25 protein-coding genes and 2 pseudogenes are annotated in these 24,652 nt (G+C 43.7%); 23 read left to right on the top strand and 4 right to left on the bottom strand.

What is annotated here, in order from left to right; all coding sequences use genetic code 11:
- Positions 1-35 precede the first annotated feature (35 nt).
- The 4 genes from fabD to rnc all read left to right on the top strand — a co-directional run bounded on the left by fabD (position 36) and on the right by rnc (position 3,316).
- Positions 36-983, top strand: coding sequence for an ACP S-malonyltransferase (gene fabD / locus LC048_RS13080; protein ID WP_226600578.1), 948 nt, complete (start codon positions 36-38; stop codon positions 981-983).
- Positions 980-1,723: a 3-oxoacyl-[acyl-carrier-protein] reductase gene (gene fabG, locus LC048_RS13075; protein WP_226600579.1), complete on the top strand. Its 744-nt coding sequence runs from the start codon at positions 980-982 to the stop codon at positions 1,721-1,723. Before fabD ends, fabG begins: the two co-directional genes overlap by 4 nt.
- A 219-nt stretch (positions 1,724-1,942) precedes the next feature.
- Positions 1,943-2,176 (top strand): acyl carrier protein, encoded by a 234-nt coding sequence (locus LC048_RS13070; protein WP_102262165.1) that lies wholly within the window; start codon positions 1,943-1,945, stop codon positions 2,174-2,176.
- 372 nt (positions 2,177-2,548) lie between these two features.
- Positions 2,549-3,316: a ribonuclease III gene (gene rnc, locus LC048_RS13065; protein ID WP_226600580.1), complete on the top strand. Its 768-nt coding sequence runs from the start codon at positions 2,549-2,551 to the stop codon at positions 3,314-3,316.
- Positions 3,317-3,397: 81 nt separating this feature from the next.
- On the opposite strand, the gene LC048_RS13060 is transcribed toward rnc, so the two are convergent.
- Entirely contained in the window at positions 3,398-3,661 is a 264-nt protein-coding gene (locus tag LC048_RS13060) for a hypothetical protein (protein WP_306047928.1), read from the bottom strand.
- 111 nt (positions 3,662-3,772) lie between these two features.
- Between LC048_RS13060 and smc the strand changes: the two genes are divergently transcribed.
- From smc to topA, 19 genes and pseudogenes are all read left to right on the top strand, one after another.
- Positions 3,773-7,339: a chromosome segregation protein SMC gene (gene smc / locus LC048_RS13055; RefSeq protein WP_306047927.1), complete on the top strand. Its 3,567-nt coding sequence runs from the start codon at positions 3,773-3,775 to the stop codon at positions 7,337-7,339.
- A gap of 108 nt (positions 7,340-7,447) precedes the next feature.
- Positions 7,448-8,452 (top strand): signal recognition particle-docking protein FtsY, encoded by a 1,005-nt coding sequence (ftsY, locus tag LC048_RS13050; RefSeq protein WP_226600583.1) that lies wholly within the window; start codon positions 7,448-7,450, stop codon positions 8,450-8,452.
- 100 nt (positions 8,453-8,552) lie between these two features.
- Positions 8,553-8,882: a putative DNA-binding protein gene (locus tag LC048_RS13045; protein ID WP_226600584.1), complete on the top strand. Its 330-nt coding sequence runs from the start codon at positions 8,553-8,555 to the stop codon at positions 8,880-8,882.
- A 13-nt stretch (positions 8,883-8,895) separates the two neighbouring features.
- Positions 8,896-10,249, top strand: a pseudogene (gene ffh / locus LC048_RS13040) (signal recognition particle protein).
- Between the two features lie 110 nt (positions 10,250-10,359).
- Positions 10,360-10,632, top strand: a complete 273-nt coding sequence (rpsP, locus tag LC048_RS13035) for a 30S ribosomal protein S16 (protein WP_167831772.1) — start codon at positions 10,360-10,362, stop codon at positions 10,630-10,632.
- A gap of 14 nt (positions 10,633-10,646) precedes the next feature.
- Positions 10,647-10,877 carry a KH domain-containing protein gene (locus LC048_RS13030; RefSeq protein ID WP_226600586.1) on the top strand — a complete coding sequence of 77 codons (231 nt, stop codon included), beginning with the start codon at positions 10,647-10,649 and terminating at the stop codon, positions 10,875-10,877.
- 194 nt (positions 10,878-11,071) lie between these two features.
- Positions 11,072-11,464, top strand: a complete 393-nt coding sequence (locus LC048_RS13025; protein WP_226600587.1) for a YlqD family protein — start codon at positions 11,072-11,074, stop codon at positions 11,462-11,464.
- A gap of 7 nt (positions 11,465-11,471) precedes the next feature.
- On the top strand, positions 11,472-11,990 hold the full coding sequence (gene rimM, locus LC048_RS13020) for a ribosome maturation factor RimM (protein WP_226600588.1): 519 nt from the start codon (positions 11,472-11,474) through the stop codon (positions 11,988-11,990).
- Positions 11,990-12,730 carry a tRNA (guanosine(37)-N1)-methyltransferase TrmD gene (gene trmD, locus LC048_RS13015; RefSeq protein ID WP_306050501.1) on the top strand — a complete coding sequence of 247 codons (741 nt, stop codon included), beginning with the start codon at positions 11,990-11,992 and terminating at the stop codon, positions 12,728-12,730. Before rimM ends, trmD begins: the two co-directional genes overlap by 1 nt.
- Before the next feature lie 130 nt (positions 12,731-12,860).
- Positions 12,861-13,205, top strand: a complete 345-nt coding sequence (gene rplS / locus LC048_RS13010; RefSeq protein WP_102262175.1) for a 50S ribosomal protein L19 — start codon at positions 12,861-12,863, stop codon at positions 13,203-13,205.
- 358 nt (positions 13,206-13,563) lie between these two features.
- A complete protein-coding gene (gene lepB / locus LC048_RS13005; protein WP_306047926.1) occupies positions 13,564-14,118 on the top strand; it encodes a signal peptidase I in 555 nt (184 codons plus the stop codon).
- Positions 14,119-14,178: 60 nt separating this feature from the next.
- A complete protein-coding gene (gene ylqF, locus LC048_RS13000) occupies positions 14,179-15,066 on the top strand; it encodes a ribosome biogenesis GTPase YlqF (protein WP_306047925.1) in 888 nt (295 codons plus the stop codon).
- A gap of 77 nt (positions 15,067-15,143) precedes the next feature.
- A pseudogene (locus tag LC048_RS12995) lies at positions 15,144-15,919 on the top strand (ribonuclease HII).
- A 21-nt stretch (positions 15,920-15,940) separates the two neighbouring features.
- Positions 15,941-17,797 (top strand): hypothetical protein, encoded by a 1,857-nt coding sequence (locus LC048_RS12990; protein ID WP_306047924.1) that lies wholly within the window; start codon positions 15,941-15,943, stop codon positions 17,795-17,797.
- Entirely contained in the window at positions 17,794-18,078 is a 285-nt protein-coding gene (locus LC048_RS12985; protein WP_226600593.1) for an EscU/YscU/HrcU family type III secretion system export apparatus switch protein, read from the top strand. The genes LC048_RS12990 and LC048_RS12985 overlap by 4 nt, the downstream gene beginning before the upstream one ends.
- A 299-nt stretch (positions 18,079-18,377) precedes the next feature.
- Positions 18,378-19,538 carry an ADP-forming succinate--CoA ligase subunit beta gene (gene sucC, locus LC048_RS12980; protein WP_306047923.1) on the top strand — a complete coding sequence of 387 codons (1,161 nt, stop codon included), beginning with the start codon at positions 18,378-18,380 and terminating at the stop codon, positions 19,536-19,538.
- 22 nt (positions 19,539-19,560) lie between these two features.
- A complete protein-coding gene (sucD, locus tag LC048_RS12975) occupies positions 19,561-20,463 on the top strand; it encodes a succinate--CoA ligase subunit alpha (protein ID WP_226600595.1) in 903 nt (300 codons plus the stop codon).
- A 67-nt stretch (positions 20,464-20,530) separates the two neighbouring features.
- Positions 20,531-21,385 (top strand): DNA-processing protein DprA, encoded by an 855-nt coding sequence (gene dprA, locus LC048_RS12970; protein ID WP_306047922.1) that lies wholly within the window; start codon positions 20,531-20,533, stop codon positions 21,383-21,385.
- 466 nt (positions 21,386-21,851) lie between these two features.
- Positions 21,852-23,927: a type I DNA topoisomerase gene (topA, locus tag LC048_RS12965; protein WP_306047921.1), complete on the top strand. Its 2,076-nt coding sequence runs from the start codon at positions 21,852-21,854 to the stop codon at positions 23,925-23,927.
- 296 nt (positions 23,928-24,223) lie between these two features.
- Here topA and LC048_RS12960 read toward each other — a convergent pair whose 3' ends face one another.
- From LC048_RS12960 to LC048_RS12950, 3 genes are read right to left on the bottom strand one after another with little or no spacing between them, the layout of a single operon-like run.
- A complete protein-coding gene (locus tag LC048_RS12960; protein ID WP_306047920.1) occupies positions 24,224-24,361 on the bottom strand; it encodes a hypothetical protein in 138 nt (45 codons plus the stop codon).
- Positions 24,358-24,483, bottom strand: coding sequence for a hypothetical protein (locus LC048_RS12955; protein ID WP_264188164.1), 126 nt, complete (start codon positions 24,481-24,483; stop codon positions 24,358-24,360). Before LC048_RS12955 ends, LC048_RS12960 begins: the two co-directional genes overlap by 4 nt.
- On the bottom strand, positions 24,480-24,605 hold the full coding sequence (locus LC048_RS12950; protein WP_264188164.1) for a hypothetical protein: 126 nt from the start codon (positions 24,603-24,605) through the stop codon (positions 24,480-24,482). Before LC048_RS12950 ends, LC048_RS12955 begins: the two co-directional genes overlap by 4 nt.
- Between the last annotated feature and the right edge of the window lie 47 nt (positions 24,606-24,652).

The following is a 24,652-nucleotide window of genomic DNA, read 5'->3' as shown; positions in this document are numbered from 1 at the left end:
TGAACATAAAATCACGAGTTAAAGGGGAATCTTTCATGGGGAAAATCGCGTTTTTGTTTCCAGGACAAGGATCACAAACAGTTGGGATGGGACAGGCTCTTGCAGATTCAGAGCAATCAGTCTCAGAAACTTTTAAAAAAGCCGACGAGGTCCTGGGTGAAAGCTTAAGCACTTTGATTTTTGAGGGACCTCAAGATAGACTGACGCTCACAACAAATACTCAGCCTGCTCTTTTGACGACTAGTATTGCGATTTTAAATTATTTTAGCCAGTTTGGGATCAAGCCGGATTTTACTGCCGGACATAGCCTAGGTGAATATTCTGCATTGGTCGCTTCGGGGGCTATTTCGTTTGAAGACGCAGTGTATGCAGTCCGCAAACGTGGCGAATTCATGGAAGAAGCAGTACCGAACGGCGAAGGAACAATGGCTGCTGTCCTTGGCATGGACCGCCAAAAGTTAATGGATGTAACCGAAACAGTATCAGCTGGCGGGAAGCCTGTTCAGCTGGCTAACTTGAACAGCCCAGGACAAATCGTGATTTCTGGGTCGAAAAGCGGAGTAGAAGAAGCCGCAGCAAAAGCAAAGGAAGCGGGAGCTAAACGGGTTATTCCTCTAGATGTCAGCGGTCCATTCCATTCATCACTAATGAAGCCGGCAGCTGAAAGATTTGAAGCTGTATTGGATAATATTGCAATAAATGATGCGGCTATCCCGGTGATTGGAAATGTAACTGCTGAACCGATGACTGAAGCTTCCGAATTCAAAAAAAGACTAGTGGAGCAGCTTTATTCTCCGGTATTATGGGAGGATTCAGTGTCCAAAATGCTGGAACTCGGCGTCGATACTTTTATCGAAATCGGCCCAGGGAAAGTTTTGTCAGGACTGGTTAAGAAAGTTGATCGATCGGCGAAGACGTACGCAATATATGACGCAGAAACTTGTAAAGCGGCAGTTACTGCTCTGAAGGAGGAGAAGGAATGAGACTAGAAGGTAAGGTGGCGCTTGTAACAGGTGCATCACGCGGGATTGGGCGTGAAATTGCTTTAGAACTTGCCAGGGAAGGCGCGTCTGTTGCTGTCAATTATGCAGGCAGTGAAGCAAAAGCGCTTGAAGTGGTTGATGAAATAAAGGCAATGGGACTGGATGCTTTTGCCATCCAGGCAGATGTCTCCAACTCTGAATCAGTGACCGATATGGTAAAAGAAACGATCGAGCGTTTTGGCATGATTGACATACTTGTAAACAATGCGGGTATAACAAAAGATAATCTATTGATGAGGATGAAAGAATCCGAATGGGATGATGTAATCAATATCAATCTAAAAGGTGTCTTCTTGTGTACAAAAGCAGTTACTAGACAAATGATGAAGCAGAGAAGCGGCAGAATCATCAATATCTCTTCTATTGTTGGCGTCAGTGGAAATCCGGGTCAGGCAAACTATGTAGCTGCAAAATCTGGAGTAATCGGGCTTACAAAAACAACCGCGAAGGAACTTTCGTCAAGGGGCATCACCGTGAATGCAGTAGCTCCGGGCTTTATTACGACAGACATGACCGATAAGTTAAACGAGGATGTAAAAACAGAAATGCTGAAGCAAATACCGTTAGCCCGTCTCGGTGAGCCAAAAGACATTGCAAAAACCGTCATCTTCCTGGCATCCGAAGATAGTGCATATATGACCGGACAAACCCTCCACGTAGATGGCGGCATGGTGATGTAGGATTTATTTAAGCTTTCCCGAAAGTGCTAAACGATAAGATCGCAAGGGTTACATCCTAGATTGGGCTCTGTTAAGCTCCCCGACTGCCCGCGGAAAGCCAAGCGCGTGGAACGAAAATCAACAGACCAGTTTAACAGAGCCCTAATATTAAAAAGTTATTACAGCCATTTATTATTTAAACAAAATCAACTATAATGGCTTGAGGGGAGGTGAACAAGCATGGCAGACGTTTTAGAACGCGTAACAAAAATTATTGTTGACCGTTTGGGAGTAGAAGAATCTCAAGTAACTTTAGAGGCATCTTTTAAAGATGATCTTGGTGCTGATTCCCTTGATGTCGTTGAATTGGTTATGGAATTAGAGGACGAGTTCGACATGGAAATTTCTGATGATGATGCTGAAAAAATCGGTACAGTTGGTGACGCTGTTAACTACATAAATAGCCAAATGTAATTGTTCGATTTACAAAGAAGCTCCGTTTTTATAAACGGGGCTTTCTTCTGTAAATGGTCTTCTCATACTTAGTTGCCTGGATAAGGATGTGTGTAAGGCTATGGAGGTGTTAAAAGAAGAAGGCACTTTATGTCCTTTTACTATTTTTATACGAAAAGCGATCATCCCCGCGAAAATAGCTTCTGTATAAAAAGCTCCCATGTTTTCCTTATAATTAAGTAATCTACTGGAATTAAGCCAAGTTTTTTTGCTTTATAGACGTTAATTTTTGTAAACTGTAATTAGTCTGTATTGTTTTGTAAAATGCATAGTCATTTTAAACAGCAATTCATGCAATCACAGCTTTAAATTATGAGCAAGGTGGAATAAATCATGCGCAACAATGGAAGAGAAAGAGAAAAAAAGAATATCCGCGCTAAGGAGCAGAAATTTAAAGAATTCCAGGATCATATTAGTATTCATTTTGATAGTGATAAGCTTTTAAAGCAGGCTTTTACCCATTCATCCTATGTGAATGAGCATCGCAGGAAGCCTCATGAAGATAATGAGAGGCTGGAGTTTCTTGGTGACGCTGTTTTGGAATTGACTGTGTCCCAATTCTTGTATAAAAAGTATCCAATGATGAGTGAAGGAGAGCTTACGAAGCTGCGCGCAGCTGTAGTTTGCGAGCCATCGCTGGTGGCGTTTGCCAACGAGCTGTCCTTTGGTGAACTCGTATTGCTTGGCAAGGGAGAGGAAATGACAGGCGGCAGAACCAGGCCAGCTCTCTTGGCTGATGTCTTCGAGGCCTTCATCGGTGCCTTATACTTGGACAAGGGAATTGAAACAGTCACTAACTTCCTGGAAGAAATTGTGTTTCCAAAAATTAATGCTGGTGCTTTTTCTCATGTGATGGATTTTAAGAGCCAGCTTCAGGAGCTCGTTCAAAGAGATGGTGCAGGGTCGCTAGAATACAGGATTATGAAGGAAATTGGTCCTGCACACAGCCGTGAATTCGAATCCCGTGTCTTCCTAAATGGGCAAGAACTAGGAACAGGGACAGGACGTTCGAAAAAGGAAGCAGAACAGCATGCTGCCCAGATGGCACTCGAAAAATTGAAGTCCCATATGGAAGCAAATATGGAAACGGACGATAAATAAATAGAACGATTTTTACAAAAGAAGATGCATCTAAAATTCAAAATTGTCTAGCTCCAGCGCCTAGCCCCTCGAGTCGCTTGTCTAGCTGCGGCTCCTAACTCCTCGAGACGCTTCGGTCCTGCCAATGAAGTCAAAGAACGACTTCACTGTCAGGGCCCTCCAACGCTTGTCGGAGTTGGGCAGTCGCCTCCGCTTTTCGAATTGTCTAGTTTCGCCTCCTAGAAACTCCGAAACTTCAACTCCGCCGGCAGAAGCCAAAAGCGCTTCTTTGTCGGAGTCTCCAGTTTCTGCGTTTCTGGGCAGTCGGCTATACTTTTCGATTTCGGTCCGCTCAGGTGAAGTCAAAGAACGACTTCACTGGTCGGCCCTCCAGCGCTTGTCGGGGCTGGACAAGGCGCTTGCGCTTTTCGAATGACAACTTAGAGAAATAGTATAACTGGAAAGGGGAGAGCCATATTGTTTTTAAAACGATTAGATGTGGTCGGCTTTAAATCGTTTGCTGAGAGGATTTCAGTAGAATTCGTTCCTGGTGTGACCGCTGTTGTAGGTCCTAATGGAAGCGGGAAAAGCAATATCACTGATTCCATCCGCTGGGTTTTGGGAGAACAATCGGCCAAGTCGCTCCGCGGTGCAAAAATGGAAGATATCATCTTTGCCGGAAGTGATTCGCGGAAACCGCTGAATTTTGCGGAAGTAACATTGACCCTCGATAACGAAGATCAATCATTGCCACTCGATTACAATGAAGTGAGTGTAACAAGGCGTGTTTTTCGGTCTGGTGACAGTGAATATTTAATCAATAATCAGAATTGCAGACTAAAAGATATTATTGAATTATTTATGGACTCCGGACTTGGCCGTGAAGCCTTCTCCATTATCAGCCAGGGCAGGGTGGAGGAAATCCTTAACAGCAAGCCTGAGGATCGCAGGACGATATTTGAAGAAGCTGCTGGTGTCCTAAAATATAAATCCCGCAAGAAAAAGGCAGAAAGTAAGCTTTTTGAAACTCAGGAGAACTTAAATCGCGTAACTGACATCATACACGAACTAGAAGTCCAGGTAGAGCCGCTGAAGATTCAAGCTTCGATTGCAAAGGATTACATGCAGCAAAAGGAAGAGCTTGAACAGATTGAAGTTGCGCTGACTGCATATGAAATCGAGGACCTGCATGGACGATGGAAACAGTTGTCCATCCAGCTTGAACAGCATAAAGAAGATGAAATAAAGCAGTCTGCTGTCCTTCAGAAAAAAGAAGCACAAATCGAAAAAATGAGAGACCAGCTTGCTGCACTTGATGAATCGGTAAGCGACTTGCAGAACGTGCTTTTGCATGCCAGTGAGGAGCTTGAAAAGCTGGAAGGCCGAAGAGAAGTTCTCAAGGAACGAAAGAAGAACGCTTCACAAAATAGGGGACAACTCGAAAAGAATATCGAGGAACTGACTTCTTCTGTGGCCTTTTTGAAAAAACAGAAGGACGAATACGAAGAATCTGTCATTGCATTATCGGCTGAAGCTTCTTCACTTCAAAAAGAACTTCAGGAAAAACAGGAGCAACTAAAGCTTTACAGTGAAGATGTCGAACTGAAAATCGATTCAATCAAGAGCGACTACATCGAGGTGCTGAACGAACAGGCCGGCGCTAAAAATGAAAAAATCTATATTGAACAGCAACTGCAGCAGCAAGCAGCAAAAGGGTCAAAGCTTGACAGTGAAAATGATCGCTTTGTCTCGATTCGCGATGAAATCAATGGTAAGAAAGCAGAAATAGAAAAAAAGGTCGTTTCTTCGCAGCAGGAATTGGAGGAACAGGCAAAGATCTATTTTGAAGAACAGAAGAAGCTTGAGTCTTTAAGAAATAGTTATGATAAGCAAGAGAAAACCCTCTATCAGGCATATCAGTATCTTCAGCAGGCTAAATCAAAGAAGGAAATGCTTGAAGAAATGGAAGAAGACTATTCTGGATTTTTCCAGGGTGTTAAAGAAGTGCTAAAAGCCAGGGACAATCGTCTGCAGGGAATTGAAGGGGCGATTGCTGAATTAATCCATGTTCCAAAACAATATGAAACGGCGATTGAAACAGCTCTTGGCGGTGCAATGCAGCATATTGTTGTTCAAAACGAAGAGAATGCCAGAGCAGCAATTCAGTTTCTGAAGCAAAAATCCTTCGGCAGGGCAACCTTCTTACCTCTCAGCATCATAAAAGGCAAGTATCTCGCTTCATCACAGCTCGCGGTTCTGTCAGGGAATAGTGAGTATATTGGAACGGCTGCTGATTTGATACAATTCGATCAAAAATACGCTGAAGCCGTAAAAAGCTTGCTTGGCAATGTTGTGATTGCCAGAGATTTAAAGGGTGCCAATGAAATTGCCAAAATGCTGCAGTATCGCAGCAGAATTGTCACGCTTGATGGAGATGTGGTCAACCCCGGTGGTTCTATGACTGGAGGGGCGGTAAAACAAAAATCGAGTTCATTGCTTAGCCGTAAGGGTGAATTAGAAGAACTAACAAGTAAGCTAACTGATATGGAAGAAAAGACAAACTTGCTTGAATCGAAAGTGAAATCATTAAAGGCTGAAACACAAGTCAGTGAAACAAGGTTGGAAGTGCTGCGAAAAACAGGAGAAGAGCTTCGTTTTAAGCAGCAAAGCTTGAAGGGTGACTTGCGGGAAGTGGAGCTGGAACAGAAGAATATTAATGAACGCTTATCGGTATACGATTCCGAAAAGACCCAGCTCGACTCAGACAAGGAAAAGCTAGAATCCAGATTGGTTGAACTCGATGGTTTATTAGCTCAGTATCGGCAGGATCTTGTTCAATTTGATAAAGAAATAGAGCGTTTAACAGAGCTGAAGAACTCGAATTCTACTTCAAAGGATACTCTTGTTTCAGAAATCAGTGAGTTGAAAATCAGTCTGGCATCCAAGAAAGCTCAGCTTTCCCATGTGAAGGAAAAGCTGGATTCTGCAGTTATCCAGGCAGAGGATCACACCCGGAAACTCGATATTTTAAAAGAAGACTTATCCCTTCTTTCCTCTGAAATGACCGATAGCTCCTCCGGGGAAACGCAACTGGAAGAAGCAGCAAAAAGAAAACTCCAGGACAAAAATGAAACGCTTAAGTTGATTTCTTCACGGAGACATGAACGGCTTGAGCTTCAGAATAAGCTTGAAGATCAGGAGCTTGAATCCAAGGAGCTTAGGAGATTGCTAAAGGGCATCAATGAAGTCCTTAAAGATGAAGAAGTGAAGCTGAACAGGCTTGATGTAGAATTGGATAATAAGCTTGCCCATCTTCGTGAGGAATACCTGCTCTCATATGAAGCTGCAAAGGATCAGTATCCATTAACAATTCCTGCTGATGAGGCTAGAAGAAAAGTAAAGCTCATCAAAATGGCAATAGAGGAACTAGGTACGGTAAATCTTGGTGCAATTGAAGAATACGAGCGTGTCTCAGAGCGTTATGAATTCTTGTTGGAGCAGAGGAATGATCTCCAGGAAGCAAAGGACACATTGTTCCTTGTCATCGAGGAAATGGACCACGAGATGAAAAAACGATTTGAGCATACATTCACTGCCATCCGCTCACACTTTGAGTCTGTGTTCCAGGCGTTGTTCGGTGGTGGAAGAGCGGACCTGCGGCTGACACAGCCTGAAGACCTGCTGAACACAGGGGTCGAAATTGTCGCCCAGCCTCCCGGAAAGAAACTGCAAAACCTAGGGCTATTATCTGGTGGCGAACGGGCGTTGACTGCGATTGCTTTATTGTTTTCAATCCTGAAAGTTCGTCCAGTGCCATTCTGCATTCTTGATGAGGTTGAAGCAGCATTGGATGAAGCCAATGTGTACCGCTTTGCTCAATATCTGAAGAAATACCGAGATGAAACTCAATTTATCGTCATTACACACCGTAAGGGCACAATGGAGGAAGCGGATGTCCTATATGGTGTAACCATGCAGGAGTCAGGAGTATCCAAGCTGGTATCCGTCCGGCTTGAAGATTCGAATGAACTTGTGAAAGCATAAGAAACGTGTAATACCCTTGTTCCGTCTCGAGAAATCAGAAGTCATAACTGGTCCATTCTCGAAGCGGAATGAGATATTTTTGAATTTAAGTAGAAAGGCGATGGGACTGTGAGTTTTTTTAAGAAATTAAAAGATAAGTTTACGACACAGACTGAGAGTGTCACAGAGAAATTCCGAGATGGCTTGACGAAAACCAGGGATAATTTCTCGAGCAAAGTGAATGATCTTGTATCACGTTACCGGAAAGTGGATGAAGAATTCTTCGAAGAACTTGAGGAAATCTTAATCCAGGCTGATGTTGGCTTTGATACAGTAATGGAGCTTGTCGAGGAGCTGAAGAAAGAGGTTAAGCGCCGTAACATCCAGGACACAAGGGAAGTTCAGTCTGTTATTTCCGAAAAGCTAGTCGAAATTTACGAGTCTGGTGCTGAAGACGACTCTTTCCAGTTGAACATCCAGGAGGATGAGTTGACAGTCATTTTATTCGTCGGTGTCAATGGTGTCGGCAAAACAACGACAATCGGCAAATTAGCCCATAAATTCAAAAGTGAAGGGAAAAAGGTCCTTCTTGCGGCGGGAGATACATTCCGGGCTGGTGCAATCGAACAGCTTGAAGTATGGGGTGATCGCGTTGGTGTCGACGTCATCAAGCAGGCAGAGGGTTCTGACCCCGCTGCCGTCATGTATGATGCTGTACAATCTGCTAAGTCACGAAAGGCAGATATTCTGATTTGCGATACTGCCGGACGTCTGCAAAACAAGGTCAATCTCATGAAAGAACTTGAAAAGGTTAAGCGTGTCATTGAGCGCGAGGTTCCGGGAGCACCACATGAAGTCTTGCTTGTGCTTGATGCAACAACAGGACAGAACGCCCTGATCCAGGCTAAAACCTTCAAAGAAGCTACTGATGTGAGCGGCATCGTACTGACTAAACTTGATGGAACCGCGAAGGGCGGAATTGTTCTGGCAATCCGAAATGAGCTGAACATTCCTGTGAAATTTGTAGGACTAGGCGAAAAAATGGATGATTTACAGGAATTCGATGCTGAAAGATATGTTTATGGACTGTTCGCCGACCTGGTGGAGGAAGAAGGAGCAGCGGAAGAATCTTGATATACCAGCAAAACGCTGTAAAGAACTTTTCTTGACAGGGAAGATGATCGTGTGTAAACTCTTAATGTAAAGGTATTTCACTTAACATGGGGGAATCGAAATGCTTGAGAAAACGAACCGCATGAATTATTTGTATGATTTTTATCAAGCATTGCTTACTCCTAAACAAAGCAGTTATATGGCTCTTTACTATCTTGATGACTATTCGCTCGGAGAAATTGCTGAAGAGTATGATGTTAGCCGGCAGGCTGTATACGACAACATCAAACGGACGGAAGCGATGCTCGAGGAATACGAAGAGAAGCTGTCGTTGTTTGAGAAATTCCAAAAAAGAAATAAGCTTATTTCAAAAATGAAAGAACTTATTGACAATGGAGAAAACAACCAAGATTTAAATGAAATGATAGCCGAGCTTGAGAAATTAGACTAGGGAGGCACATGATATGGCATTTGAGGGATTGGCCGACCGACTGCAAAATACGATGCAAAAAATCCGCGGAAAAGGCAAGGTATCTGAAGCGGATGTAAAAGAAATGATGCGAGAGGTCCGTCTAGCTCTTCTTGAGGCTGACGTTAACTTTAAAGTTGTAAAAGATTTCGTTAAGAAAGTCACTGAAAGGGCAGTTGGCCAGGAGGTTGTAAAAAGCCTGACACCAGGCCAGCAGGTCATCAAGGTTGTTAAAGAAGAACTCACCGAGCTGATGGGCGGAGAGCAAAGCAAGATTGCTGCCTCAAATCGTCCGCCGACAGTCATTATGATGGTCGGTCTTCAAGGTGCAGGTAAAACGACTACAACCGGAAAACTTGCGAATCTCCTGCGAAAAAAAATACAACCGTAAACCATTGCTTGTAGCTGCCGATATCTATCGTCCAGCTGCCATCAAGCAGCTCGAGACGCTCGGCAAGCAATTGAGCATGCCGGTTTTCTCACTGGGAGACCAGGTCAGTCCTGTAGAAATCGCAAAGCAGGCAATTGCCAAAGCGAAGGAAGACCATAATGACTATGTCCTGATTGATACTGCGGGCCGTCTTCATGTTGACGAAAACTTGATGGATGAGCTTAAGCAGATCAAGGAGCTCTCAAAACCTGATGAGATTTTCCTAGTCGTCGATGCGATGACTGGACAGGATGCTGTCAATGTTGCCCAGAGCTTCAATGAACAGCTTGGTTTGACCGGTGTCGTTCTGACAAAGCTCGATGGTGATACACGAGGCGGGGCCGCGCTGTCAATTCGCGCTGTTACCAATACGCCGATAAAATTTGTCGGTCTCGGTGAAAAGCTGGACGCACTTGAGGCGTTCCACCCTGAAAGAATGGCTTCTAGGATCCTTGGTATGGGTGATGTCCTCACGCTAATTGAGAAGGCTCAGGCAAACGTCGATGAAGAAAAAGCGAAAGAGCTCGAGAAAAAAATGCGTACAGCATCATTTACCCTTGAAGATTTCCTGGATCAGCTTGGCCAGGTAAAGAAGATGGGACCATTGGATGAAATCCTGAAAATGATGCCAGGAGCGAACAAAATCAAGGGCATGAACAATCTTCAAATCGATGAGAAGCAAATCTCACATGTCGAGGCAATCATCCAGTCGATGACGGCCAACGAAAAAACACATCCTGAAATCATCAACGCCAACAGGCGAAAGCGGATTGCAAAGGGAAGCGGTACATCCATACAGGAAGTCAACCGTCTGCTCAAGCAGTTCGAGGATATGAAAAAAATGATGAAGCAAATGACAAATATGCAGCAAAAAGGCAAGAAAAAAGGCGGCTTCAAAATGCCGTTCAACCCGTTTTAACTTGTAAATTCAGGTATTTTCAGTCTGTAAAGAAAAAAACACTTTACAAGCTGTTTTCAATTTGGTATTATTCTATCTTGTGTGAAACTATTCGGAGGTGCTTATTTAAAATGGCAGTAAAAATTCGTTTAAAGCGTATGGGAGCAAAAAAGTCTCCTTTCTATCGTATTGTAGTAGCTGATTCCCGTTCACCACGTGACGGTCGTTTCATCGAGTCTGTAGGAACTTACAACCCAGTTGCTCAACCAGCAAAGGTTGAACTTAATGAAGAGTTGGTTCTTAAGTGGTTGAATGACGGTGCTAAACCATCTGATACAGTGCGCAACTTGTTCTCTAAGCAAGGTATCATGGAAAAATTCCACAACTCAAAGCTTAGCAAGTAATTGTGGACACGCCCATGAAAGAGTTAATTGAGACGATCGTGAAACCACTTGTTGATTTCCCTGAAGATGTCCATGTAAATGAACATGAAGAGGATCAGCGCGTTACCTATAAGCTTGCCGTCAACAAAAGTGATATGGGCAAAGTAATTGGTAAGCAGGGACGCGTTGCAAAGGCGATTCGAACAGTAGTCTATGCAGCAGGCTCATCACAGCAAAAGAAGATTTTCTTGGAAATCGTCGAATAACAATCAAGCGATAATACAATATGATTGTTTGAAAAGGGAGGGGTAACCCTCCTTTTTTCTATTTGTAGAAATTAAGGTATAATAGATACTTGGAATAATGATTAGTATTGATATGAAAAGGTGAACAGGAACATTCCTTGCAAAAGGTCTGGAAAATATTTCTTTAATAAGGTTGGCTTTAAGGGGGAAATGCTTTGAAGGTACTGCAAACAATCATTGTCAAACAGGTACTGACAGAAGAAAGCAAGGAGAAAATCCACCAAAAATATCACTCCAGAAAGCTTCAGCTGCAGAAGGAATGCGATCAACTGAGATTTGAATTGAAGAAGCTTGAAAAATCCAGGAAGTTTCCGCCCGAAACATTGAAGAAGCATTTTGAACAAGAAATCAAAGTCCATAAAGAAAAAATCAAGCTCCTGGATTTCCAAATAGAACAACTACATATTCTTCCGCTAGGGAGTGAAATTAAAGAAACAGAGTTGCAAGGTGTCGTCGATATCAGTGTAGGTGACCAATGGGATGAGTTTCTTTCTGGAAAGACTATTATTGTGAAAGATGGCATCGTTGCCGAAATTCGCGAGAGGTGATTGAGCAATGGAAAAGTATTTTAATGTCGGGAAAATTGTAAATACACATGGGATACGCGGGGAAGTTAGGGTCATATCAAGAACTGACTTTCCTGAGGAACGCTACAAGATAGGGAATTCTTTACTCTTATTCATGCCTGGTTCAAAGGAACCTGAGGAATTGATTGTGAAAAGCCATAGGACTCACAAGAATTTTAACCTGCTGACCTTTGAACGTTTCGAAAATGTCAATGAGGTAGAAAGAATGAAGGGCGGCATCCTCAAGGTTCCAGAAACGCAGCGAGGTGAGCTTGAGGAAGGCGAGTTCTATTTCCAGGATATTATCGGTTGCAACATGGTAACAACTGAAGGTGAAGAACTCGGAAAGGTAATTGAAATTCTCACTCCAGGCGCCAACGATGTCTGGGTTGTCAAAGGACCAGCTGGAAAGGAACTTTTGATTCCTTATATTGAGGACATAGTAAAGAAAGTAGACGTCAAGGAAAAGCTTATTGTAATTGAGCCGATGGAAGGGCTTCTTTCATGATGAATATCCATGTCCTGTCTATTTTTCCCGAGATGTTTGAGGGTGTATTGGGCCATTCAATCCTGAAAAAGGCTGCTGAAAAAGGCGCAGTCGGGTACAATGTCGTCAACTTCCGGGACTTTGCCGATAACAAACACCAGACGGTGGATGATTATCCATATGGCGGCGGTGCGGGCATGGTGTTAAAGCCTCAGCCGATTTTCGATGCCGTGTCTGATTTAAAGGAGAATGCAAAGAGTACTTCCCCAAGAGTGATTCTTATGTGTCCTCAGGGAGAACGTTATACACAGAAGAAAGCGGAAGAGCTGGCCAAGGAAGAGCATTTGATTTTTATCTGCGGTCATTATGAGGGATATGATGAACGGATCCGTGAACATGTCATCACCGATGAGATTTCAATTGGAGATTATGTACTGACTGGTGGAGAGCTTGGTGCGATGGTCGTCATTGACAGTGTCGTGCGCCTGCTTCCTGGAGTGCTGGGCAGCGAAGAGTCACATATCCAGGATTCCTTCAGCACTGGCCTCCTCGAGCATCCTCACTATACAAGGCCGGCTGATTTCCGCGGATTAAAGGTCCCTGATGTTTTGGTCTCGGGGAATCATAAACTGATCGAGGAGTGGCGAATGAAAGAAAGCCTTAAAAGGACTGTGCAGCGGAGGTCAGATCTTCTCGAAGATGCAGAGCTGACAGAGCAGCAGAAAAAATGGCTGGATGAACTGATAAAACTTAATGAATAATATTGCAGTCAGGCTTTGTTTATGTTAAGATACTTCTTGTGGCTAAAAGCAACCGTGCTGAATGCCGCTTATAACAATGTTCCGCTGCAATGAAAGTGTGCAAGAGCATTCGTGGGAGGAGTTGAATACGATGCAACAATTAATCGAAGAAATCACAAAAGCACAACTTCGCACTGATCTTCCGTCTTTCCGTCCTGGTGACACAGTACGTGTACACGTTAAGGTTGTTGAAGGAACTCGCGAACGTATCCAGTTGTTTGAAGGTGTAGTGATTAAGCGTCGTGGTGGTGGAATCAGCGAAACTTTTACAGTTCGTAAGATTTCTTACGGAGTAGGCGTTGAGCGTGCTTTCCCTGTTCACACACCAAAAATCGCGAAGCTTGAAGTTATCCGTCGCGGTAAAGTACGCCGTGCGAAACTTTACTACCTACGTAACCTACGTGGTAAGAAAGCGCGTATTAAAGAAATTCGATAAGAATGAATGTCAAAAAGGAGCTTGCCTAGCCAAGCTCCTTTTTCATTGAATAGGGAAATAAGAAAAGCGCAAGCGCCTTGGTCAGCCCCGACAAGCGCAGGAGGGCCTGACAGTGAAGTCGTTCTTTGACTTCATTGGCTGAAGCGACTCGAGGGGCTAGGCGCTGGAGCTGGACACTAATCTAAGTACAAAAATTTTATTCTTTTCCTCTCGAAATGCTAATAATGTTATCTTTTATTGAAATGAGGATTATTAAATTTATTTTAAAAATCATTACCCATCGTGTTTATCTTGTCTGACTTATGTAAAATAAAGTTATGTACTCAAACAACATATATTTTGGAATGGTGGGAAGAGAATGGCCGAGAAAAAGAAGAATGAACTATGGGAATGGACGAAGGCACTTCTGATTGCGGTCGTGCTGGCAGCATTTATTCGATATTTTTTATTTGCACCAATTGTGGTGGATGGTTTATCGATGATGCCTACACTCCATGACCAGGACCGCATGATCGTGAATAAGCTTAGCTATAAAGTTGGGGAGCCAGAAAGATTTGATATTATCGTCTTTCATGCACCCGAAAATAAAGATTACATAAAAAGAGTAATCAGCCTTCCCGGTGATAAAGTGGAATATAAGAATGACACATTATATGTGAATGGGAAAGCATACGAAGAACCATACTTGGAAGAATATAAAAAACAGGTGATCGATGGGCCGCTGACAGATCCTTTCACACTGGAAGAGAAAATCGGCAGGGAGACTGTACCTGAAGGTCATCTTTTCGTCATGGGTGATAACCGCCGTTTCAGCAAGGATAGCCGCCACATTGGCACTGTACCTTTTGAAGAGGTGCTGGGAAAGACCAGTATCATCTATTGGCCTATTGAAGATATTCGTACAATAGACTAGGACAAGACAAGATCCCGGGAGGTATACGGGAGATTGCTAATCAGATAGGAGGTGGCTGCTTTGACGATCCAATGGTTTCCAGGCCATATGGCTAAGGCTCGCAGAGAGGTCACGGAAAAATTAAAGCTTGTGGATGTTATTTTTGAATTGGTGGATGCACGGATTCCTTATTCGTCCAGAAATCCAATGATAGATGAAATCATTCAGCACAAACCAAGAATCGTTTTACTGAATAAAGCGGATATGGCCGATAAAGCTGTAACAGAAAAATGGCTGCGATACTACCGTGACAAAGGAATCACTGCTCTGGCTATCAACTCTCAGGACGGTACAGGCTTAAAGCAAATAGTCCAGGAGTCGAAGGTTCTCCTGAAAGACAAGTTCGACCGCTTGAAGTCAAAAGGGGTCAAACCAAGGGTCATCCGAGCGATGATTGTCGGAATTCCAAACGCCGGGAAATCAACACTAATCAACAGGCTTGCCGGCAAAAATATTGCACAGACCGGGAACCGGCCCGGCGTCACAAAATCACAGCAATGGATCAAGGTCGGCAAAGAACTGGAATTGCTAGATACTCCGGGAATCCTTTGGTCAAAGTTTGAGGACCAGCAAGTAGGTACAAAGCTTGCAGTTACCGGGGCAATCAAAGATACGATTCTCAATCTTCAGGATCTGGCCGTATATGCTTTGAGGTTCCTCGAAAAGCATTATCCAGAACGCCTGCAGGAGAGATACAAGCTTTCCGAACTCCCAGAGGAAATTGTAGAGCTATTTGATCAGATTGGCGATTTCCGAGGCTGCAGAATGCCTGGTGGATACGTTGATTATGATAAAGTCGCAGAGCTTGTGATCAGGGAGATACGGACAGAAAAACTAGGTCCGCTATCCTTTGAACGACCTAAGGACTTGACATCTGTAGAAGAAATAGAACATGACACTCAAAAATAAAGGTCCTGAGTCCAGGGCCTTTATTTTTGGTTTAAAATGCCGATACATAATAAAGAAGTAATCCTAGGAGACTTTTTATGGAGAAATTTACAATTGGTGAAATTGAACAGCAGCTTTTCGGGAATGTGGAAGTAAACAAAGAGTTCCTGAATAGCTTAAGAAATGACAGCCGTAAAGGCGTGCAAAAACTTGTCTTGAAATGGGAAAGGCAAGAAGAGTTGAAAAAACAAGTACATGAGCAATTTGTCAACATGACTTGCTTTGAAAGGGAATGCCGGTCTGAAGGCTTTCAGAATATTGCCGGGATTGATGAGGCCGGGCCGGCCGGGGACCGCTGGCTGGGCCGGTTGTAGCAGGAGCCGTCATCCTGCCGGAGAATTTTTATCTTCCTGGACTCAATGATTCTAAAAAGCTGACAGAATCAAAAAGGAATGAATATTTTGAGATTATCACGGCTGAAGCCCTTGCTGTCGGAGTCGGAATAATCAGTGCTGCAGAGATAGATGAAATCAATATTCTCCAGGCCAGCAAAAAAGCGATGCTTACTGCTGTTACGCAGTTGGGAATCACTCCCGATTTTCTATTGATAGATGCTGTCAAGCTGGATACGCCTTACCCGTTTGAAGCGCTGATAAAAGGGGATTCCAGAAGCATATCAATCGCGGCGGCTTCTATTATTGCTAAAGTAACGAGAGATAGACTGATGAAAGAACTTAGTTTGGAATACCCCCAATATGGATTCGGGGCAAATATGGGGTATGGAACCGCTGAACACTTGAATGCCCTCAGAGAGTACGGTGTGACAAAGCACCACAGGAAGACATTCGCTCCTGTAAGAGATTGCATTCAGTAAAACTTGCAAAGCAGGTGGACCGTGGAAACAGGAGCTCTTCAACATTTATTTAACCAGAAAACAACACAGCAAATTAAAACAGCTGAGTACAGTCCAGGACAAATAATCAATGGCAAAATCCTGAAGTTGTACCCTGATCAGGTAGCTGAAGTACAAATCGGAAACCAAAAAATGATTGCCCAATTAGAAGCACCATTATCAGCAAATGAACGCTATTGGTTCCAGGTGCAGCCTGGTGAGGGAAAGGTCCATTTAAAGGTGATCGGTTCAGGTGCTGAGGAAAAGAGCCAGACGGGTGGCTTGGCGAAGATTCTTAATGAATTTTCAATGCAGCCGACAAAGGAAAATATTGAGCTCGTCCGTTTTTTTATCAAAGAGCAGCTTCCGGTAAACCGTGAACTTCTAAAGCAGGCATCTGAGTGGCTGAGTATGGTTGAGTCGCGCAGCGCCGGACAGGATGCACTGAAGATGATCTTGACCAGGGGCATTCCGTTGACACAGGCGACGTTTGAGGCGCTCTATACCACTACAAAAGAACAATCCTTGGTTCAGCTGATGGAAAACCTTATTAAGGCTTTAGATTCTGTCGAGAATTCAGCTGCAGGTGAAAGCCTAAAAAAGCTTATGAATGAGATGCTGCCTGTTAATAAAACGGCTGGCTCCGAAATTGCTCTGAATCACCTGGCAGGAATTTGGCTGAAAAAGGACGGCAAGGAAAGCCTTGCTGCCTTGGAGCTTTTAAAACATTTCGGTGCAATTGCATCAAAAGGAAGTGAAAGCATCCTATTGCAGCAGATGCTGACAAAGCTGCTGCACACCAGTACAAGCGGAGAAAATTTGCCTGAAGGGCTGCGTGTCGTCCAAAATGTTATAACAAACATTGGCAGCGGCGACAGTACCGCGGCGAGACAGTTGATCACGACCTTTATTCCGGAAATTAGTTTTTCTGTTAATGAGCTTGTAGAATCACTAGAATCGCTAATCTACCGTGCCTCAGGAAAAGAATCGGAGCTGCAGAAAGGACTGCAGGCATTCAAACAGTTACTGGCAATGGCGGGTGAAGGAGAGTCCTTGTCCGTCCTGCTTGGCGGGAAGGAGACATGGCAACAAGCTGGTGAGAACCTCTTCAAAGCTGTGGGTCAGTCAAATACAGGAGTTTTAACAGATGTTCATGCCCGACTGCTGTCAGACGCTGTTGACAAAGCGGAGCAACCAGCACCGCTGGAAGATGCAGGCACCGCTCTGATAGCTGATATACGGATAAAAAAATTCCTTTCAGCTCTTGGCCTGTCTTACGAACACCAGCTAGGTGAGTTTTTGAAAGATGGAGAGACTGGCAGGCCGCAAGTGACAGAAACAATTAAATCCTTGGTGCTGCGCCTATTGAACGAGAATCCTCCAGCAGCTGTCAAAGAAGCGGCAGAGCTGCTTTTGAACAAACTGACCGGATTCCAGCTGCTATCCCAGGAAACGGGCCCGATCCAGCAGCTTGTCTTGCAAATACCGTTCGTGATAGCCGGAAAAACAAATGAGCTGACAATGCAATGGAGCGGAAAGAAAACCGAAGATGGAAAAATAGATGCTGACTTTTGCCGCGTGCTCTTTTACCTGAAACTCGAAAATTTAAATGATCTGATTGTTGATATGCAGGTTCAGAATCGGGTATTGAGTGTCCAGATTTTTAACGAAAATCCAGCTCTGAAAAAAATGGCAGAACAACTGACTCCGGTATTGAAAACGAAATTGGCGGATATTAATTATCAGCTTTCTTCGGTTCACTACCATCTCCCGGGGCAATCTCAGCCAGGAAAAAACCAGCGCAGTTTGACGGATTTTTATAGCCAAAAAGAATATAGCGGGGTGGATATTAAAATATGAAACCACCAAAGCATGCGAGGAAATCAGCTGTTGCCTTGGGGTATAATGCAGGAAGTATGGACGCTCCTAAGGTGATGGCGAAGGGGAGAGGGCTCCTGGCTGAACAAATCATTGAAAAAGCGAAGGATCATGATATTCCCATCCAGGAAGACCCATCTCTTGTTGAAGTGTTAAGTCAGCTTGAATTAAATGAGCGGATTCCAGAAGAGTTATATCAAGCAGTAGCCGAAGTCTTTTCCTTTATCTATCATTTGGACAAGCAAGCAGGAAAACAAAAATAATATTTTCACAAACCACAAGATTGAATATAGTTATTTTAGCATGGTTTTTTCATGGTAAAAGCCAGGAAATGCAGTCATCCTGGCTTTTTGTCATGGTGAGTAACAGTTTAGATATTTTTTTACAATATTTAAAAAGGGGAAATATTTAAATCATAATGGTAGACAATCAATATTTCATTCTATAAAATGAAAGCGCAGTCTATTTTTTAAAAATTTAAATGAATTATATTTCTACTTAGGAAAGTGTATCTTCAGGAATCTGAAGGTAGTATTTTTCCTAATGGATAGGAGGATGGGAAATGAATGTCCATGAGTATCAAGGAAAAGAAATCCTCAGAAAATATGGGGTAAAAGTACCGAATGGGAAGGTTGCTTTTACAGTCGACGAAGCTGTCGAAGCAGCTAAAGAGCTTGGTTCTTCAGTAGTTGTCGTTAAAGCTCAAATCCATGCTGGCGGAAGGGGTAAAGCTGGCGGTGTCAAGGTGGCAAAAAACCTTGATGACGTACGTACATATGCATCTGAGATTCTGGGCAAAACACTGGTTACTCACCAGACTGGCCCGGAAGGCAAAGAAGTAAAACGCCTGTTGATTGAAGAAGGCTGCGACATCAAGAAGGAGTACTATGTGGTCCTTGTGCTTGACCGTGCTACTTCACGTGTTGTCCTTATGGCTTCTGAAGAAGGCGGAACAGAGATTGAAGAAGTGGCTGAAGCGACTCCTGAAAAAATCTTCAAAGAAGAAATCGATCCTGTAGTAGGGCTTATGCCATACCAGGCTCGCCGTATCGCATTCAATATCAACATCCCTAAGGAACTGGTCAACCAGGCTGTAAAGTTCATGATGGGCTTATATAACGCTTATGTCGAAAAGGATTGCTCAATCGCTGAAATCAACCCACTGGTTGTAACGGGTGACGGTCAGGTTATGGCACTTGATGCTAAATTGAACTTTGATTCAAACGCGCTATACCGCCAAAAGGATATTGTTGAGTACCGCGACCTTGAAGAAGAGGATCCAAAGGAAATCGAAGCATCGAAGTATGATCTGAGCTATATTTCTTTAGATGGAAATATTGGCTGCATGGTTAACGGTGCGGGTCTTGCGATGGCAACAATGGACATCGTGAAGCATTATGGCGGCGACCCTGCAAACTTCCTGGATGTTGGGGGCGGTGCTACTGCTGAGAAAGTAACGGAAGCATTCAAAATCATCCTTTCAGATCCTAACGTAAAAGGAATCTTTGTTAATATCTTCGGCGGCATCATGAAGTGTGATGTAATTGCTACCGGTGTTGTAGAAGCTGCCAAGCAGGTTGGACTTGAAGTTCCGCTTGTCGTTCGCCTTGAAGGTACGAACGTTGATCTTGGAAAACAGATTCTTAATGAGTCTGGCTTGAATATCATTGCTGCTGAATCAATGGCAGACGGCGCTGAAAAAATCGTTTCATTAGTTAAGTAGGATCGAAAGGAGAGAATTTGACGTGAGCGTATTCATTAATAAAGATACAAAGGTCATTGTTCAAGGAATTACGGGTTCTACAGCCCTTTTCCATACAAAACAAATGCTTGAATATGGTACAAAAATTGTTGGAGGAACATCTCCAGGCAAGGGCGGTACAGAAGTAGAAGGCGTTCCTGTATTCAATACAGTGCAGGAAGCTGTTGATGCAACAGGCGCAAATGCGACAGTAATCTATGTACCAGCACCGTTTGCTGCAGATGCGATTGTCGAAGCTGTTGATGCAGATCTTGATTTGGCAATCTGTATTACGGAGCATATCCCGGTATTGGATATGGTCAAGGTTAAGCGCTACATGGAAGGAAAGAAGACTCGCCTTGTTGGACCTAACTGCCCAGGCGTTATTACTCCTGATGAGTGCAAGATCGGCATCATGCCTGGATATATCCATACTAAAGGTCATGTTGGTGTCGTATCCCGTTCTGGAACGCTGACATATGAAGCGGTACACCAGTTGACTCAAGCTGGTCTCGGCCAGACTACAGCTGTGGGTATCGGCGGAGACCCAGTTAATGGAACAAACTTCATCGATGTCCTGAAGGCATTCAATGAAGATCCTGAAACTTACGCTGTCATCATGATCGGTGAAATCGGCGGTACAGCTGAAGAAGAAGCAGCTGAGTGGGTAAAGGCAAACATGACTAAACCAGTTGTAGGTTTCATCGGAGGAAGAACTGCACCTCCAGGGAAGCGTATGGGCCATGCTGGTGCGATTATTTCTGGCGGAAAAGGTACAGCAGACGAAAAGATCCGCGTAATGAACGAGTGCGGCATCCAGGTTGCTGAGACTCCATCTGTTATGGGCGAAACGCTGATCCGCGTTTTGAAGGAGCAAGACCTGTTCGACAAGTGCAAAACACACTAATACATTCCATCAGACAGTCCCTCTTAACAGAGGGGCTGTTTATTAATCCCAGGGGGAAGTAAAACATATGGATGAATTAAAAAAGAAACTGATCCGGCTTGTCCATAGCAAACATGCCAGTTGGAAAACAATTTACTTAATACTCAAAGAACATGCATCAATTAGAAAGAAAGATGCCGCAATGTATTCCTCTTTTACTCCTCGAGCAGAACTACTCAAAAAAGACCATCAATTAATATCCATCGATAAACTACTCACTGACTATGCCTCACAGAAAATACACCTTATCACCATATTCGATGACGACTATCCTGTCAGGCTTAAGAGTATCTATCAACCTCCATGGATCCTGTTTGCTAAAGGAGATCTATCTTTATTGAAGGATAAAAAAAGCCTTGCTGTGGTTGGCTCCAGGAATGCCACAACATATGGCATTGGAGCGATTGATTATTTATTTCCTTCATTAATAGAGAAAAAGATACTGATTGTCAGTGGTTTAGCAAGGGGAATCGATGCCCATGCCCATAAAGCGGTCATTATGATGGGCGGGAAAACAATTGGAGTCATTGCTGGAGGATTTCATAATCTATATCCTAGGGAAAATATTAAGTTGGCAGAATTCATGATGGAAAAACAACTGGTGTTATCAGAGTATCCACCAGCAACGATGCCAGCGAAATGGCAATTCCCGATGAGAAACAGGATTATCAGCGGGCTTTCAGAGGGTACCCTTGTTATTGAAGCAAGGAAAAAAAGCGGTTCACTGATCACCGCAGATTTTGCATTGAATGAAGGCAGGGATGTATTTGCTGTCCCTGGCAGCATTTTGAGCCAGGATTCTGATGGTGTACACTATTTAATCCAGCAAGGAGCCAAACTGGTCAAAAGTTCAGAGGATATTTTAGAGGAACTTGGTATGTAATGCGGAATGTTCGTGTAAAATGCAAGAAAGATAATTTATTCGAAGTGAGATTTTTTAAAACTGGTCTTAGACTGGTTTTATTTGATAAAATGCAAAGAAAAAAGTAGGGGCTATTTCGGAAATATCCTTTTTTAGCAAGTTATTTTTATGTTTGAAGGAAAATTTACATCAAAAAGGTTGAAATAATTTTCAATCTGTTATACATTTTGCATCAGGTATTTTAAAATATTTTGCTATGTTAACCCTCAATGTTATTTAAAGCCTGTTGATTGTAGCGGATGGTGCGTAGACTCCTCAAAAATTATAAGCATTTCCTTCGTGCTGCTAAGAGTCTGGCGCGAAAATCAACAGCGGAGTTTAACAGAACCATCTAGATGAAACCGTTTACTTTAATGGTCGATTTGACAACATTATGATATGTTGATAATAATTAATGTAATTTTATACCTCTAAGGAGGACAATTGGATGTCAGAGTTTTTAGTCATCGTCGAATCGCCTGCAAAGGCTAAGACGATTGAACGTTATCTTGGAAAAAAATATAAAGTGAAAGCCTCTATGGGGCATTTGATAGATTTGCCTAAGAGCCAGATGGGAATCGATACGAAAAATAACTATAACCCTAAGTACATTACAATCCGGGGTAAGGGACCTGTTCTGAAGGAATTGAAATCTGCAGCCAAAAAAGCAAAAAAAGTCTATCTCGCGGCTGACCCCGACAGAGAAGGGGAAGCAATAGCATGGCATTTGGTCAAGAGTCTTGACGTTGATGTACATTCTGATTGCAGAGTTGTATTTAATGAGATAACTAAGGATGCCATAAAGGAATCTTTCAAACATCCTCGGGCGATCAATATGGACCTCGTAGATGCCCAGCAGGCACGTCGTGCATTGGACAGACTAGTAGGTTATAATATCAGCCCGCTCCTTTGGAAGAAGGTCAAGAAGGGGCTGAGCGCAGGGCGTGTACAATCTGTTGCCTTAAGGATGATCATTGATCGTGAGAAAGAAATCGCTGCGTTTAACCCAGAAGAATATTGGACAATCGGTGCGGAATTCCTGAAGGGCAAAAGTGCTTTTGAAGCTTCTTTTTACGGAATTGGCAAACAAAAAACTGAGTTGAAATCAGAAGATGATGTCAAGAACATCCTTAAACAATTAAAGGGGAATAAATTCACTGTTGAATCGGTGACGAAGAAAGAACGTAAACGTAATCCTGCACCACCATTCATTACTTCTTCATTGCAGCAGGAAGCAGCACGAAAGCTCAACTTCCGTGCCAAAAAGACAATGATGCTTGCACAGCAGCTTTATGAAGGTATTGATCTTGGCAAAGAAGGCACAGTCGGTTTAATCACCTATATGAGAACGGATTCTACCAGGATTTCTGAAGTGGCACAAGGTGAAGCTAAGGAGTATATCACTGGTCAGTATGGAGAAGAGTTCATCCAGACAGAGTCCAGGAAAGAGAAGAAACAGTCCAATGCTCAAGATGCCCACGAAGCGATCAGGCCAACAAGTACATTGAAGGTACCTGAGACAATCAAGGAATTCCTTTCTAGGGATCAATACAGACTTTACAAACTTATTTGGGAACGGTTTGTCGCGAGCCAGATGGCTTCAGCGATAATGGATACGATGAGTGTTGATTTAAAGAACGGCGAAGTTACATTCCGTGCGACAGGCTCCAAGGTTAAATTCCCGGGCTTCATGAAGGTTTATGTAGAAGGTTCAGATGACCAGGAAGAAGAGAAGGATAAATTCCTCCCAGACCTAAAGCAAGGGGACGAAGTAACGAAGAAAGAAATCGAACCGAAGCAGCACTTCACACAGCCACCTCCAAGATATACAGAGGCAAGGCTCGTCAGGACGCTTGAGGAAATGGGGATCGGGAGGCCATCAACATACGCACCAACCCTGGATACCATCCAGAAGAGAGGCTATGTATCTCTAGATAACAAGCGATTTGTGCCTACAGAACTTGGCGAAGTGATCCATGAATTAATGTTGGAATTTTTCCCGGAAATACTTGACCTTGAGTTCACTGCTAAAATGGAACAGAACCTCGATAATGTCGAAGAAGGAAAAATCAATTGGGTAAAAGTCATCGACGAATTCTACCGTGATTTTGAAAAGAATCTTGAAGTAGCAGAAAAAGAAATGCAGGAAATTGAAATCAAGGATGAACCCGCGGGAGAAGATTGTGATCAGTGCGGTTCCCCGATGGTATTTAAAATGGGCCGCTATGGCAAATTCATGGCCTGCAGCAATTTCCCGGATTGCAGGAACACGAAGGCAATCGTCAAGGAAATTGGGGTTAAATGCCCTAAATGTGAAGAAGGCAATATCATTGAGCGGAAGAGCAAGAAACGCCGGATCTTTTACGGATGTGACCGTTTCCCAGAATGCGACTTCCTTTCGTGGGATAAACCCCTTGCGCGAAAATGCCCAAAATGCGAAAATATGCTAGTTGAAAAGAAGCTGAAAAAGGGCGTTCAGGTTCAGTGTACAGAATGTGATTTTAAAGAAGAACCCCAAAGCTAGAGTGAGCCCTTAGGCTCACTCTTTATTATTGTAAGGAAGACCAAGGCGTTTGCGCTTTTCGTTGTCCAGCTCCAACGCCTAGCCAGTTTTCATCCCTGCGACTGCTACCTCGAGTATCTTGCGAGAAGCGTTAGCTTTGAGCAGCTCGAGCCGCTTGTCTAGCTGCGGCTCCTAACTCCTCGAGACGTTTCGGTACTGCCAATGAAGTCAAAGAGCGACTTCACTGGCAGTCCCTCCAACGCTTGTCGGAGTTGGGCAGTCGCCTACGCTTTTCGAGTTCGGTCCGCCCAATGAAGTCAAAAAACGACTTCACTGGTCGGCCCTCCAGCGCTTGTCGGGGCTGACCAAGGCGTTTCCGCTTTTCTTTGTCCAGCTCCAACGCCTAGCCCCTCGAGACGCTTCGGTCCGCCCAATGAAGTCAAAAACGACTTCACTGGTCGGCCCTCCAGCGCTTGTCGGGGCTGACTAAGGCGTTTCCGCTTTTCTTTGTCCAGCTCCAACGCCTAGCCCTTCGAGACGCTTCGGTCCGCCCAATGAAGTCAAAAAACGACTTCACTGGTCGGCCCTCCAGCGCTTGTCGGGGCTGACCAAGGCGTTTCCGCTTTTCTTTGTCCAGCTCCAACGCCTAGCCCTTCGAGACGCTTCGGTCCGCCCAATGAAGTCAAAAAACGACTTCACTGGTCAGCCCTCCAGCGCTTGTCGGGGCTGACCAAGGCGTTTCCGCT

It is taken from the genome of Mesobacillus subterraneus (assembly GCF_020524355.2).
GTDB classification, from domain to species: domain Bacteria; phylum Bacillota; class Bacilli; order Bacillales; family Cytobacillaceae; genus Mesobacillus; species Mesobacillus subterraneus_C.
Note: the sequence above shows the minus strand (reverse complement) of the source record. Positions and strands in the feature narration are given on the sequence as shown.